The sequence below is a fragment of the Shewanella sp. MMG014 genome (assembly GCF_018100775.1).
Classification (GTDB): Bacteria; Pseudomonadota; Gammaproteobacteria; order Enterobacterales; family Shewanellaceae; genus Shewanella; species Shewanella japonica.
Map to the genome: position 1 here is coordinate 1 of NZ_JAGJDZ010000021.1, position 15,402 is coordinate 15,402.

The 15,402-nt window shown below is 39.3% G+C and carries 10 protein-coding genes and 3 pseudogenes; 11 read left to right on the top strand and 2 right to left on the bottom strand.

All coding sequences use genetic code 11. The annotated features are described in order from the left end of the window. The 11 genes and pseudogenes from J8L86_RS20755 to J8L86_RS20805 form a co-directional block, all read left to right on the top strand. Positions 1–640 (top strand): annotated as a pseudogene (locus tag J8L86_RS20755) (hypothetical protein); the annotation flags it as partial. A gap of 44 nt (positions 641–684) precedes the next feature. Continuing rightward, positions 685–1,485 (top strand): DUF4123 domain-containing protein, encoded by an 801-nt coding sequence (locus tag J8L86_RS20760; RefSeq protein ID WP_282098428.1) that lies wholly within the window; start codon positions 685–687, stop codon positions 1,483–1,485. 49 nt (positions 1,486–1,534) lie between these two features. Then, positions 1,535–4,939: a toxin VasX gene (locus J8L86_RS20765; protein WP_211031426.1), complete on the top strand. Its 3,405-nt coding sequence runs from the start codon at positions 1,535–1,537 to the stop codon at positions 4,937–4,939. Positions 4,940–4,952: 13 nt separating this feature from the next. Continuing rightward, positions 4,953–6,290, top strand: a complete 1,338-nt coding sequence (locus J8L86_RS20770; protein ID WP_211031427.1) for a hypothetical protein — start codon at positions 4,953–4,955, stop codon at positions 6,288–6,290. 46 nt (positions 6,291–6,336) lie between these two features. Beyond that, positions 6,337–6,681: pseudogene (locus tag J8L86_RS20775) on the top strand (DDE-type integrase/transposase/recombinase); the annotation flags it as partial. A 173-nt stretch (positions 6,682–6,854) separates the two neighbouring features. Then, entirely contained in the window at positions 6,855–7,160 is a 306-nt protein-coding gene (locus tag J8L86_RS20780) for a hypothetical protein (protein WP_211031428.1), read from the top strand. Between the two features lie 18 nt (positions 7,161–7,178). After that, positions 7,179–7,451, top strand: a complete 273-nt coding sequence (locus tag J8L86_RS20785) for a hypothetical protein (protein WP_211031429.1) — start codon at positions 7,179–7,181, stop codon at positions 7,449–7,451. Positions 7,452–7,615: 164 nt separating this feature from the next. Next, positions 7,616–8,068, top strand: coding sequence for a hypothetical protein (locus tag J8L86_RS20790; protein ID WP_211031430.1), 453 nt, complete (start codon positions 7,616–7,618; stop codon positions 8,066–8,068). An 850-nt stretch (positions 8,069–8,918) separates the two neighbouring features. After that, positions 8,919–9,626 (top strand): winged helix-turn-helix domain-containing protein, encoded by a 708-nt coding sequence (locus J8L86_RS20795; RefSeq protein WP_211031431.1) that lies wholly within the window; start codon positions 8,919–8,921, stop codon positions 9,624–9,626. Then, the gene (locus J8L86_RS20800) at positions 9,616–10,095 is read left to right on the top strand and encodes a hypothetical protein (RefSeq protein WP_211031432.1); all 480 of its coding nucleotides are present in this window, start codon (positions 9,616–9,618) and stop codon (positions 10,093–10,095) included. The genes J8L86_RS20795 and J8L86_RS20800 overlap by 11 nt, the downstream gene beginning before the upstream one ends. Positions 10,096–11,130: 1,035 nt before the next feature. Then, positions 11,131–12,275, top strand: a pseudogene (locus tag J8L86_RS20805) (IS3 family transposase). A gap of 285 nt (positions 12,276–12,560) precedes the next feature. Here J8L86_RS20805 and J8L86_RS20810 read toward each other — a convergent pair. Further along, positions 12,561–13,085 (bottom strand): porin family protein, encoded by a 525-nt coding sequence (locus J8L86_RS20810; protein ID WP_348772667.1) that lies wholly within the window; start codon positions 13,083–13,085, stop codon positions 12,561–12,563. Positions 13,086–13,508: 423 nt separating this feature from the next. Beyond that, on the bottom strand, positions 13,509–14,261 hold the full coding sequence (locus J8L86_RS20815) for a putative porin (protein ID WP_211031434.1): 753 nt from the start codon (positions 14,259–14,261) through the stop codon (positions 13,509–13,511). Between the last annotated feature and the right edge of the window lie 1,141 nt (positions 14,262–15,402).

Genomic DNA, 15,402 nt, shown 5'->3' on the forward strand with positions numbered 1-15,402 from the left:
AAGTAACGAGTTACGCTTTGAAGATGAGTTGGATAAGCAAGAGGTTTACCTTCATGCACAAAAAGACCTGAACACCTTGGTTGAGCATGACCAAAGCACTCACATTAAACATGATGTGCATTTGGATGTAGAGCATGAGCGCTTTACCCGTATCAAGGCTAATGAGCACCTTACGGTTGAGGGTGAGCAACGAACATTAGTTAAAGAGGATGTAATTACTCAGATAGAGGGCAGTTTACAGCAGAAGGTGGCAGGCAAGTCGATATTGGGGGCGGGCTCTGAAATCCACTTTAAGGCAGGTCAGAAAGTCATTATCGATGCGGGTGCGGAGCTGACCCTCAAGGCAGGTAGCCACTTTATTAAAATAGACCCTGCAGGTATTCACTTGGTTGGGGCTGCAGTGAATCTCAACGCGGGCGGTAGTGCTGGTAGTGGCAGTGCGTTTGCTGGAGCATTAGCCGGCTTACCTCGTCAGGTGGAGGGGGAAGCAACTCAAGCCCAGCAAGAGGCTCAAATGGGAACGGTCAAACCGAGTAAAGTTACAATCGAACCGGTTCGCCAAACAGCCGCAATGAAAGCAGCAGCAGAAGACAACGCACCCATTTGTCAGATCTGCAGCACGCCAGAGGGCCATATATAATGCCTTTAGGGTACCCAAAGTTTACGCAGAACAACTCAATATATATGTTGCTTGACGGGGCGAAAATCGATGAGCTGGGAGCATTGATTTACATGACGGACAGTGCGGTTGATGCTTCTCCGCTCTACGTTGGTACGCCGCTTGCTAGTATTCTGCCTGTTTCCCCCTGGCTATTGACGGTAAAGGATTTCGATACTTATCGTCTCTTGCTTGAAAAAGCTCAACCCAACGGGGCTGGGCTTGTTATTGAATCAAGTGCTTGTTTAGCGGAGCTGGTAAAATTCTGGAAGATGAGGTTATTTACCTTATTGGATGGACAGGAGGCGCTCTTTCGTCTGTATGAGCCAAGCGTATTGTCAGCATTGTTGATGGAGTCATCGCCATTTGAAAGGGCGCAACTAATGGGGCCCAATGATGTTATCTGGTATTGGGATGAAAAAAGAAAGGGTTGGCAGCATGAAGTGAATGATACAAAGCAAGCTGCATCGTTAATCGATAAGTTTGCACTGACCTCATCGCATTTAGCAGCGCTAACCGCACAGAAGAAAATAAAGTATGAGGAGCAGGTTTATACTCATATTAACCGCTACTTCCCTGGTGTTATTACAGATAAAGAGCAAGGTCATGTGCTGGCTAAACGCTTGATTGACAAGTCAGTGTCATTAGGCTTTAGCACCGGTCAGTCGTTGTTTTACTTTGTTAATATCTGGGTAGCGTTAGGGGCAGACTGCCTAGATAACGATATGCACCCTGAAATATCACGTTTATTAACTCAACCTAGTCAATTAAGTCATGCGGCACGTATCGAACGTGCTGCACTACTCGCTCGTCAAGTTAAAACCTAATTAAGTGGTTTTGATGTTTAACAAAAAAACATAAGGTATCTACATTCTCATGACTCAGCATAACAGCAATCTGGATGAGGCAAACAACGCTGCTGCGCAGCAATTAAAGGATGACATCGATAGTCTTATCGCTACGTGCCCTTTGATGCAAGATAAGATACAGCTAATTCCATTGCGCTATGCGCTTTGCGAAGCCTCAGAAATGCTCCCATCAAGGGTTAATGGCAGTCTTTATAGTGCTGATGGGGTTATGTTAGGGATGCGCCCAATGAACGCAGGTTATATTTATGCAATACACAGTGTAGAAAAAAACACTTTGTATTGCTATGGCGTGAGTGAGGCTGGTGCGTTAACGGGCAGCATGATAACGTCAGAGAGCGCAGACTATGTTGCTGCTGACAATGATATGATATTCCCAAGAGAAGGAACGTTAAGCACACTGTTTAGTCCCATCGCCCTCACCGTGGAGAGGGCAAAAATACTCATTGGGGCCACCTCAGACCAAAAAGCGTTAATGACGCAAATCAATTTAGCACAGTTAAACCCACTGGATGGCAATAAGGGCTTTGCTCCTGCTAACATGCTTGCTAAGGCGGTTGACTTTTCGGGAGTGCTAACTCCCCCTGTTGTCGATGCTGATATTGGCGCTTATCAATGGTTGATTGACCTTAATTGGAAGCCTCAATTATTACCTTCATTATCAAGCATGATAAAACCTGAGTTTAGACATGATTACGGCATATTGTTGATGAATGATATCTGCGGTGACATTGTTGAGGTTGCCGAGAAAAGCAATAATTTATTAACGCAGTACCAGAAAGCTGTTGAGGTTAAGGACGCGTCTGGTAACAATCAAATTGATAGGCATGAGGTCGGTGAACTCGTTAGAACGCTAATGTCAGAAAGTATGGGGTATAACAAGGCTGTTGACAGTGTGATATCGATACTAGGGAAACCGCCTAAAGTTGATGATGAAAAAGATTCCTTTGCTAAGAACATTGAAGACTTAACTAACGCTATTACTGAACCTGAAAATACCGTTATTGAAGTTATTGAACGGACAAGGCATGGCTCATACCATGGTGGAGTTAATATCACGCGCTCCAACCCCAAAGCTGAAAAACTGGCTGCTGAATTGGGAGCGTTATATCAAGTTGATGGCGATGAACTGCTCAGTGTTGTTGAGCAAGCATACAATGACCACAAAGAGCTCACTGAAGGAGGGCTATTCGGTAAGTATGGTATGAAAGACGTCATTCGTGAGGACGAAATGGACGCTTTTTTTGCCGAGTGGGATAACCGCGAAGAAACCTTCATTAAGCACCTTCAGCCGCTGCATGAATTCATGAAAAAGCTAACCCCGAAGTGGCACTTGCTTGCCGCCTATCATTCCCCTCAAGTTGGCGACAACTACGCTCAAAAATTAGTCTACGAAGACATTGTTTGCAGTTTTTTTAAGGGTAATGATATTGACTGGTTGAGGGAGTATTATTGTGGTGATGATGACTTTCCATTGATGGTCTATTCTGATGTGGCGGCCAATATGAGCGGCTCGTTAACGAAGGACGTTATCAGTATTACGGCATCATTTACCAGCTTGGAAGAAAAGTTAGCCGCAGGCAGCAATTGGCAGACGAAGATTAATGCGGCTAACGAAGTATCACTACTCGGCGCTATTAATGGTGACCTTAAAGACCGCGCGATTGAAAGTCTGGCGAAAAAAAATGACATGCTGGTCGTCGCGCTGTCAATGAATAAACCCGGTAGTGCGCATAACTTCAGCGAGCGTTTAAATCAAAGTTATAGCAACATGAGCTTGGGCTTGAAAACTCAGATAAAATTAGGGCTTGAGGCGAACTCTCTGCATTGGAATATTCCAGATAAAGCAGCCTTAGGGAAGGTTGATACGTTAAGTGAGGCATTAAGCGGTAAAATAGAAAAAGATAGAGCATTGCGAGCTCGCAGAAAAGAAATTAAGAACAGTTATGGCCGCATCAAGAATCATCCTAGCAAGAGTGACCGTAAACGATTACGCGATGACTACAATAAAAAATTAGCTCAATCTAAGAAAGCGATTGATGCCAATGTCGAAGGCATCGAGCGTGCCCGTAAAGAATTATTCAATCACACCATGGATAAAGGTAGCCTAATAGGAGGGCATTCGGTGGTGGATTTGAATAATGCCATACTACAAGAAGCGCGCTATCTCGCAAAAAAACCGAGCGAAATACTGAAAGAGTTAACGCAAAGTAACAACAAGTTCGATAAGCAAAAAATCAGACACCTTGGGGCAAGCCTAATGTTAACGGGCCTGCATTTTTACCATTTTCACCAAGCCATTACGACTTACTTAGATGAAGAGCAAGATGGTGATTTAATGAATGTTATCACCACAGGGGCTTATTCTTTAGCGGGGGGAGTAACCCTTGCGGGTAGCGTGTACAATGCCAAGCTTAATCTTGCATTTGCCACTGCCGGCGCCGAAACAGCGGCGACTGCCGCTTTGGTTAAAACCGCTAAGTGGGCGGTGTATTCCTCCCCTTTTACCGCTTGGTTAGGGGTTTGGGGGATGGGTGTCGCGACCGCGGGCACATGGCAGGATTACAATAAGGCAAAGTCACAAGACGACGCAGCTCAAAAAAAACTGTCTTTGGTTCGACTTGTGGTCAGTGGCGTTAGTTTGGGTGCTGCTGCAGGTGAAGCGTTAGCTTACAGTGTGTACGCCGTTAGGTTATGGCTCGGCGGGAATGTGATGTTAATTAATGAGGCGGTCATTAGGCTCGCATCACGCATGATAAGGTGGCATATTGGTTTGTTCTTGGCCTTTTACGCTGCGGATAAACTCTATCAATATTACAAATGGCCCAAACTGGTTGATTGGGCTAATGACAGTCTGTGGGGGAAGAGTAGTAAAGGTTGGAGTGTCGAGGAGCACTATCATCAGCTCGACCAGCACAATGGTGGCGCCGCCCTGCACACTGAAGTGCTTAATAATATTTACACGGAGAAAGATGCTGGCTGCCCTGTTGTGCAATGTCAGTTATTATTGCCTGGTATCACCTTCCCTCACGCCGAAAATCTGTCGTTAATGTTTACAGGGCATAACCTAAGAACGAACCAGTGGCACGATTTACTCCCAGATATGTTCATGACTGCGAATGTGGAATCATTACAGCAAAATAATTGCTTGTTAAGCTTGCAACTTGATGCTGACAGGCTATCTGAGCTGGGTTTTATTAAGTCATACTTGAGTGTCAAACTGACGACAGAGCATCCTGAAGGACCGCAAAGTCGCAGTTATCACTGGCAGATTAATTGTAATAAAGACTCTTTTAGTCCTACAGATACCCCGTATGTCATAGCGGTGCGACAATGGAAAATAGACAATAACCAAGCATCTGCCTTATTCACCCCTTGGCCACAACGGTTACATGACACCCTTTCTGAAGAATAGCATGAGAGCACCAATGACATCTGAAACTTTAATCGATCACACTGTCCATCCTGAAGCAAGCGAAGGCGCAAGACTACTGAAATGTGGTGAAATAGCTGAGAGCGAGAAGGTGGTGCGTCTGGGTATTGCACCGGCCCCTGTCTGCACAGGTCGCAAGCCGCTGTGTATCAGCACTTTTTTATCTAAAAAAACGCGTTATTTTATTGAATTTTCCATGACCAACAATAATGTACACGTTGTACAGATATACGTTTTCACGCGAGTGATGATTTTGTCTATGTTTTTATACGGCCTATTGACCTTTGGCTTTGATGTCCTTCCTGCGACCTTACCGCTATTTATTGGTTTTTCCCTCTGGGTTTGGCTAGAGCAAAAAGACATGGCCCGTGATGCGAGCACTAAATTACCACTGCGTTTTCATGCTCAGCGCCAAGCGATGCTATTATCGCGCACCCTCTCTAATCGCCCTATACCCAAACGACCGTCTCCCATTGGCACTGATAAGTCGATGTTTATGCTCGTTTTGGCGTACCTGTTATTAGGGAGTTCAGGTACGCTGCTGCTGGGATTTCTTGATGGCCAGTTTTTGTTCATGACATTTGAAAACGGTACATCTTTTGACGAAAACAGGACTTTTTTTGTCATATTAACCATCGAGTTTATGGTGGGGTTAATTCCCGCTTATCTGCTTATTAAACCTTGGCGTCAGTATTTTGCTGACAAAAAAGGGGTGGTGGTCAGTGAAGAGTTGCTGTCCGTACCGTGGGAGTCGGTTGCGGTTGAATATCAATCCACAAGCTTGATTAGCTTAACCACGGCCACGAATATGCAGTTTTTATCCTTTAGTGTGCCCGACCCTAAGGATGCCAATAACAGTATTGCGGCGATTAGTTTGCCTGTGCATTCAAAAGAAGAAGCCTTTTCTTTGTATGAGTTTATTCGCCAATACATGGATGAGTATAAAGACAATGACGGTAAAGATAGCGCAGCGTTAGCCGATATTGCAGTGGCTGAGCCTGAATACAACCGAGCAGGTTATAAGCGGTTTTTGCAGAGGCGTTGGGAGAAAAATCCTGTGAGCTATGGCTTGTGGCGCGTGTGGTATTGGATATCCTTGCGTTATTTGAGTCACTTTATGATGGAGTATCACCAAGACGTCATGCCGATTAAGGTGCAGGCGAGGGCTGATGTGATTGCTTGGTCATCTGAGCTGCCTAAAGATGAATGGCAAACCAGCTCTGACGCACTTAAGGCCCTTAATCAAGAAGTAGAAGCCTTATATGCATTAGGTCATCAATGGGAAAGCGAACCAGTGCAGACTTTATTAGCCAAACATCGGCAAAGCGAATAAAAGGGTCTGTCGCAACGTTGACGAAATGAGCTAAATAAGTGGCCCCCGTGAGGAGTCAGCGGCTGGGGCTTTTTTCAATAAGGCTATCAACCAACATGGTTTGCCTGAAAGGTCGTCATTGATAAAGGTGGTGCCAATGCTGCGGCATTGGATTCGGTCAATATCTGCCTTTGGCTATCTGGATATAGGCTGTTTATGATTGAGGTGTTGGCCATTAAACATCTGAATAAAACTGTCGAACAAAGTCACCGAAAAGTGAAAGGTAAAACGCATTAATGTTTGGGATGGAAGCCCTGGGAGGTACTGAATCAACACTGCAGGTGTTGAGGTTTAGTCGATAATTAAGCAAGGACAAACGAACACCAGCGAAAAGATGACACCACGGGAATAATTTTATTCTTTGGCGGCAAAATTGCGCCTAAAAATCCATGCCCTTGATTTTATGGAACTAAATCTGAGTTTGCGACAGAGCTTGAAAGGGGGGGGATACTGTCGGTGGCATCAATCACAGCACGAGAGTTAAACCAAGTAGGTCTCAAAATGGCGGCCTATTAGCAAGCTGACATGCGCAATAAATGGCAATCTTGGATCAAAGATCTAACAGGTCAGTGGTACTTGCTCATTGATATTGATGAGCCATTAAAGCTCGTGCTGCCTATCTACCTTAACGAGCAAAATGCCCAGCATAAGTTGGCTACCGAACTGCATTACCGCCCATCAGTTAACAGCAATGAGATTGATATCATTCGTTTTCAAACGGAGCAACTAACCCGCTTTGAACAATTAACTGAAGTGAGCCTATTTAAAATATCGCAATTAAATACCCCTTTAGCGGCCTTCAATCTTGACTCACTATATTCATCGAATTAAAGCCCTAGAAGGGCGTGTATGAGCAGTATAAATAACAAGAAAGTTGCGGATGAGTCATTAGATTTAGCCAAAAATGTGCCAACAGCCGGAGAGGGACGCAAAATCCCCTTAGCTGAAGCGTTGTTTTTTCACCGTTGCTGCTACCCACATCCAAAGGCAAGGGAGTCGACGTTAACGGCAGTTTTTTATCGTGCCAATATTTTCTGGTGTCACTGTTCTTATATTATCCGTAGTACGTGCAGTTGTTGGGTTTGTGTTCATCTTATTGTTAATGCAGGGGATAATTGGTAATAACGAGAAAAAAAATTGTTGTTTATTGTTTATTATTGTGTCGCTTCATAATTGTTGTTTAAGTTGTTATTACTGAGAACGGTTTAGATAATTTTATTATTTATAAATGTTGTCTTCTAGTTAGAGTTTTTTGGGTTTTGATAAATAATGATCTGAGGTGTTTTTTGAATTTTTTACAATGTTTAATTATTAGTGAGTCAAGTCTTGTTGGGGACTTTTTAGTTCGCGCTTTTGTAGAAAAAGGGTTCACTGGGAGAACTGTTACCCCTAAAGCATTGGATTCCATAGTTTCAAATAAACACTCAATTTATTCGAGCATTAGAATTGAAAACTTAAAAGATGTTTCTATCTGTCTATTTGACTTAGATTATCAACAGGGATTTCTTCAAAAGAAAATTAAATGTTTGAATGAATATATGGAATTAGAGGGTAATGGTAAACAAATTGGTTATGTTATGAGTGTCGGTCAATATATTCATTGGTCCAGCAATAAAGAAACAAGCGAATGGTTAGAATCAATAGAGAGTAAAATTCTTTTCAAGCCACTTAGCGGTTTGAGTATAGAAAGATACATATTGGAAAATTTTGGGGGTAATTTGATCTCAAGTGCGGCTTAAATTATGTATTTTTAATTTTCGCAATAGATGACTTATTCATAGATATGACTTAGGTAAAGTTTTCACTTAGACCTTAGACAAGGACAAAGCTTAAACAAGGACAAAGCTTAAACAAGGACGAAGCTGAAACAAGGATGAAGCTTGAACAAGGACGAAGCTTGAACAAGGACGAAGCTGGAACAAGGACGAAGCTGGAACAAGGACGAAGCTGGAACAAGGACGAAGCTGGAACAAGGACGAAGCTTAAACAAGGACGAAGCTTAAACAAGGACGAAGCTTGAACAAGGATGAAGCTTGAACAAGGATGAAGCTTGAACAAGGATGAAGCTTGAACAAGGATGAAGCTTGAACAAGGATGAAGCTTGAACAAGGATGAAGCTTGAGCAAGGACGGAGCTTAAACAAGGACGAAGCTTAAATAAGCTCGAAGACTGGGGGGGGTGTAGTTTGGACTTGCAAATTACTCAGTCATTAGTTTGAAATGGATGTTGCAGTTGAAGTGATGCAAGGATAACAAGGATGTTGAAACTATTCTGTTTTACTAAAAATTAATCTATGAAGAATGGCAATATGCTTTCTTTGAAGAACTATATATAATTTTTGAACTTTGCTTGTGAATGTATTGATATTGATTTTATCAGAAATGGTGTGTGTTAGAATTGATTTTTTTTGATTCATGATGATAAATTGATTTTATGTGATATGTCTAAGTTGCTGGTTCTGATATATTAACTAAATAATCTTGAATATAATCGGTCTTCTAAAATTTATTTAATTATACTAAAATGAAGAAGAAGATAATATAGGTTTTAATTTTTAGTTTGTAAGGTGCAGAATTTTAAGGGGTTTTTTTGGCTGAGTTAAATTTTAGAGTTAATGATTATTTAATTGATTTAGATAAACGCACAATAAAAAATGAAAACAACACGCAGCGAATATCTGAGTCAGAAAAGCTAATCTTGCTGACTTTGATTAAAGCTGAAGGTGACTATGTCGCAAGAGATGAGCTACTAAGAAAGGCATGGCCTGGTGTTGTAGTTAGTGAAGCAAGTTTGATTCAAGCCATTAGTAATATAAGAAAGAAACTTGGTGACCAAGAGCGTGTAAAACGTATAATTCTTACTGGTGATACTGGCGGGTATGCTGTCTCAGATTCTATTGTATCAGTGGGGACTCAGATTGAGATAGAAAAAAAAATTAAATTTGACTCAGTGATAGTGTGTAAGTTCTTTTTTCTCGGAATCGGACTTTGTTTTCTTGCTTTTCTAATTGTTTTATCTTATTTCGACATAATGAATGAAAATCTTGAACAAGAAAGCTTTGGATCCGTTTCTGTTTATTCTGAAAGTCTGACCGATTCTCAAAAGGCATCGTTAATTAAAGATGTTTCTTCTGTTATAGAAACAGGAAATGATGAAATATATATTTCAGCTTCAAAAAATATGTTAACAGTCATGTCTAAGACTGGTGAGCGTGAAAATTTATTGATTTGGGGGTGGGAGGATGAATATGAAACCGCAATAGAGGAAATTAAAATTTGGTATCATTATGAAAAATAAACTTAATATTAGTCTCATTTTTGTTTACTTATCGATTTTGATCGTGTTTGTATATCAGGTCTCACCTTGGACATTTGAAAGAGAGGTTGAAAATAATTATAAAATAATTGATCTAGATGGAGGGGCAGAGTACATAGCCAGTGTTAGTATGCTAAGGAAAGATGACGATGGAACGTATATCGTAATTTTGTTAGACAGTGAGGGTGTTTGGGTATCAAAAGCAACTGTTCATTACAAAAAGAAGGGAAATGATAGCTATTTGAAAGGTAATACTTCTGTTGAAAAATTAGTGATTACAAAAGCTACTACTGAATTGAATGAAAAAGTAAAAGTAAGCCCCTTAGTTTTGAATTTTTTTAAGTTATTACACCCCAATAGAACATTTAAATTTTGGATTAGTAGCTCAGAACGATTATGTGTTGTAAGTTATTCAACACCTGTTTTTTCTGGATGTTATAACTTGAATTAAATATGATAGTAAAACATTTTTCAGATGGACTGAAGCTGTCAAATAGTGCTTTGGACTCATGAGAGTAGCAAATGAAAGAATATTAGTAATGTTTAAATCAAAATTTAAATGCATAGTTACGAAATGAGGTTGGGAACTCTAAAACAGGTGATTTTACGTTACTTAATTATGGCGAGATAGATTACACTAAATTAAGCAATTTAATTAACACTTTAGAAAGCCTCAAAGGTGTACTATCAGCAGTCGATAGTTTTTTACTACTAGATTGCTCCGCTTAAGCAATATCTAACTAAGCAAGCTTAGAATTAACGGATTATAAAGTGGCCGGCTTCTTCATGAAAATAAATAAATTCTTATTAAACTTTAAGAAATATATTCAATTTCATCTGAATGAGTGGACTTTGGTGGATTACGTGAAATAGGTATTGGCATTGGCGACTCAAAAAATGACAAATGCACCTTAATTTAGCGACGAGTTGGCTATTAAGTAATGGGGTTTGAAGCTGGCAAATAGAGTTGCGATATGTCTTGTTTATCAAACGAGTTTATCTCCGTGCAATTTAAAATACTTTGATTAAGTAATTAGTGACAGAATTCGGAAAGAACAATTACTTGGTTAAGAAACTCTACAATTACAACACGTTGATGACGTTTTCCTTTTAACAAGTTAAAGAAAATATACAAGAATCGACTTAATCAGAAGATCTTCTGGATAAATTTTTGTTGGATAGTGAAGGCCGTAAATTTTATAGTAAATTTTGCTTGTTTCCTGATTGATGTGTAAACCAATGAATGCTCGAACTTGCCAGAGAAGTTTTCAACTAGCTCTGTGTTAAACATATTTCTTCTGATTGATATACTGCTAAATAACTAAGGTACATTTTAAGATGCGTAAATGTAGCGGGTAAAGCTGCGAAGTAAGCAAGTATGCTGAGTTTTTTTTTGGGGGGGGGAGTGTTGTAGAGGTGTGTTTTGGCTTAATGAATCAGTACACCGATATGGGGTAAACTCCCCTTAAGATAAATTGGTGTAAAAATGATGACAACTCAACCTAGTCACTCAACAGAATTCAAAGTAGATGCGGCTAACCTTGTGATTAAACAAGGCTATAGCGTTCGAGAAGCTTGTGAAGCAGCAGGCGTAGGCCCAAACGGCTATTAGGCGGTGGATTGCACAACTCAAAGAAGAATTTAACGGTATTACACCATCAACAAAAGCGCTGACGCCAGAACAAAAGAAAATTCAAGAGCTTGAGGCTCAAATTAAAAAGATTGAATGGGAGAAAGATATCCCAAAAAAGACTACCACTCTCTTAATGCAAGACAACATCAAACGATAACGTTAATTGAGTCATTATCTAGAGAGCAAAGCATTGTTAAGCAACTATGCCAATTGTTTGAAGTGCCACGAAGTAGTTATCACTATCACCTAAAGCATCGCGGAATAGTTAATCCAGAGTATCAGCGATTATGCCAGCAAGCTGTTGTGATACACAGCGCTAGTCGAGGCTCTGCGGGGGCTAGAACTATTGCTGGCCAACTAAATCAGCAGGGTGAAAATATCGGTCGTTATAAGGCGGCAGGTTTGATGAAACATGCAGGGTTGGTGAGTACTCAGCTCAGAAAGCATCGATACAGAATAGCGAAAGTTGAGTCAAAAATTGCCCCTAACCTGCTTAAAAGGCAGTTTAATGTAAAAGCTAAAAATCAGGTTTGGTGTGGCGATGTCACCTATATTGATCTGGAACAAAATGGTTATATTTAGCGGTAGTCATGGATTTATATGCGAGAAGTGTGGTTGGCTGGGCTTGTTCTGATAGTCCGAACACAGATTTGACCTGCGTCGCTTTAAGAATGGTTTTTGAAAGTCGTGGACGGCCTAAAGGTTTATTATTTCATTCAGACCAAGGTTGTCACTACAGCAGTCTTCAGTATCGACAAATGCTCTGGAAATACCAAATAAATCAAAGCATGAGCCGTCGGGGAAACTGCTGGAATAATGCCGTAATGGAGCGTTTTTTTAGAAGCTATAAAACGGAATGGATGCCAAAGAACGGATATCAAGATTTTGATGAAGCAAAGCATGATGTGTTGAACTACATATTAAAATATTACAATACAAAACGCGGGCATAGTTACAATAATTATATGATCCCAACGGCAGCTGAAATGGCGGCATAAGCCCCCCCCTAAGTGTGTACAGATTTACTTGACCACATCGGTGCGTTAAAGTGGGGAAGTAAAAGTGTAAAAAAAGCCCTGTTATATAGTTTGAATATATATCAAAGGGGATTTCAGTGATCCATACTACATATTTCTTGTTTAATATAGATTGTTTAATTTAAAATTGAACAATCAAGCTTAGTTGAAGCTTCACAACTAATAAGTTAGTTCGATATTGAAACATAATCAAAGCATTGGAAAGTTAGCTGTATTCATCTTTTTTGGTTAATGTAACAACAAGAGTTAAAAACGATAACTGATACCAATGTTCAAGTTTTGTGCTGTCAGTTTTTGAACTGGCAAAAAATTATACTCTATGTTTATACCAAAACCTGACTCAATCCGTAATTCCCAGCCCAAAGTTGCAGATAGGTCAGCACCGCTATCGCTAACATGTTTCACATTGCCATTCTCATCCTTTAGTTTATAATTAAGTTTGTTAGCACTAACGCCAAGTTTGGCGTAAAGGTGGTTGATGTTAGATAACGTATATTCTCCATATAGTGCAATTCTAAAATTATTATATTTAATGTTTGATGCTTTGCTAAAATCTCCTATCCAAAAATTCCCCCCTGAAATATAAGCCGCTTCTACACCAAATTTATCGTGAAAAAAATAGCGATAATAAACTTCGTAACCAATACTGTCACTTGTAAGTGTGCTGTCGATATTTTTTAGCTCTAGTTCTTGAAGGCCCGCTCCAATGCTCGTCCCAACAACATGAGCCTTTTGAGCCGCCAATACATTACAGCTTAGGAAGGCAGGAATTACTAAAAAAAATGCTTCATGCTTACGACCTTATTCTTTTTATAAAGAATTAATGGTTGATATAAAAAGTGATATATAAATTTCAATTTTATTTTCATTAAAATACAATAATGAAAAAACTAATAATCAATAAAAACAGTTTAAAATCCCAACGATTGAGGGGGTGTAAATTATCTTATGCAGCATAAGGTGTGTTTTTTTGAATGGTATTTACTGTTTTGGCTGTGCAGCCTTTTAAATAACTCTTATAAAATGATTTTTCTGATTGCAAGTAATGGAGAGGTTAATGTTTTTAAGTTTTTTGGTGGGAGTAAAATGTAATTTTTGCTTAAAGAACTCAAGATTTTTTCACTTTTGATTTAGTTAATCTAGTTAAAAGGAGCCTGGTAAAAGCTCCTTTTTACTTCTGACAGTAATTGAGCTCTAGAAACGACCAACAATACCAATACTTGCGCCGATACCATCAGCGTCAGAATCAATCAATTTGGACACTTCAAATGTTGCAGAAAATGAATCGGACATTCTAAGCCAATACGCTGTTTTTGCGGCGAAATTATTATCAGAACCATCATTAATATAGTCAACACCTATAGACCATGCTTTAGTGATATACCAGTCAGCGTTTAGATTGAAAATATTATCTTGGTCAGTGTGGGTCCACATTGCTCCTAAATCGATTCCTGTTGTGGTTTCAAAATCTACAAAGCTGCGAATTTCAGCGCCGTAGTAAGACTCGAAGCCATCACTACCATCAACATAGAATGCAGAAATTTTTGAGCTATCATTAAAGTAGTAACCAGCATCAATTTTATAAAGGTTACTGCTATAACTCCCAACTTCGAAGTGGTTATATTCAGCGCCAATAAACCATTTTGAGTCGAACACATAAGTTCCATCAATACGGATTGTGTCAGTGTCAGCTGCATCAAACAGTGAATAACCGGCACCTATGTTTGATGTTTGTGCTAAAAAACCATTTAATGCATATGGACCATTGTCCGGCGTTACTGGTTTTGCATAGTAGCGATAATTAACATCCCAAATACCATCGCCGAATTTTTCAGTGTTGGCTTGATATTCTAGACCTACTTCATGTTGATATAGTGAATCTTGTGCTGCTATAGCAGGTAGTGTAAACAAACTCGATAGAAGTGCTAAAGCTGTAATGTTTTTCATCAATCATTCCTATTTTATCTAATTTTATTAAAAGTATTTGCAACAATATTTTAAAGTTAACTTGTATGAACTTACTTAATACAAAAATAAAAACTTTTAAATATTTTTGAATTTTAATTTCGCCCTGATAAAAAAAGAAATAAAAAATAATAATATACTGGTCGTTACAATAAAAAATGCATGGCGTAGTTTGCTCGTATTTATGGGGTGCAAAAGGCAGGCTAAAGGAGTCTTGTACTTAAGTTTTCACTATGGCTCTGTGTTGTTTCTGTAACTTTTTAAGTTTAAGGCCCTTTACCCAAAGGGCAAATGCTATTAGGGAGCACTTTCTTGCTGTTCTTTAAGTGCTGAATAATTGAACTGTCTTTTAGCAGTATGTTAATTGAGTTGCATTTTTTTGGGGCTTTCTAATTGAGTAGCTGTATTAATGGTTGAGCTTAGGGTGTTTAAAATGCTGACAAATTTTGCCAACCTTTCGTATAAGGTTTTATTGCATTGATTGTTTTTTCAACGAGGTTTCGATATTTTTTAAAGTTGAGTGATTAAATTAAGGTATACACCTTTCCGTTAGCCATTTATTCATTGTCGCTGATGGCGTTGTTATTGTTTGTAAAGAAGTTTTTTACCTTTAAATTCACGCGTTATTTTTTAACTGTATGACCTGTTGTAAGTTTCTAAAAATTAAGTAGGGCCCCTGTAAGTAGGGCCCCTGTTTGTGCATCGTTGAGCACTAAAAGCTCTTTGCACATCAGATTTCAATGCTTAATTCAGTGGTGGCCTTAGTTTTGTAACATTTATCATTGCCGTTACCTTATTCATATAAACGATAACGATGTAATTATTGTGGCAGTGTAGGAGTTTTGAGTGGCAACAAAGGAGGGGTAATCGTCATTTTATTTTAATGTGTTTTATTGATGTTTTTATCGTTTTTTATGTGTTTTCTTGCTTTGAATCGTTTAAAAATCTAATTGATTTTTTAAAAAATTTTGGAGCCTACATTTTTATGACTAAAGATTTAAAACGGTTGTTTTACGTTGTTCATTTTGTTTTATTAATTTTTTTAGTAGGTTGCGATTCAGAGAATGCTTTCTCAGGTCCAGATGATCCTATAGTTACTTTGGAAAGTGTAACTATAGCTCCA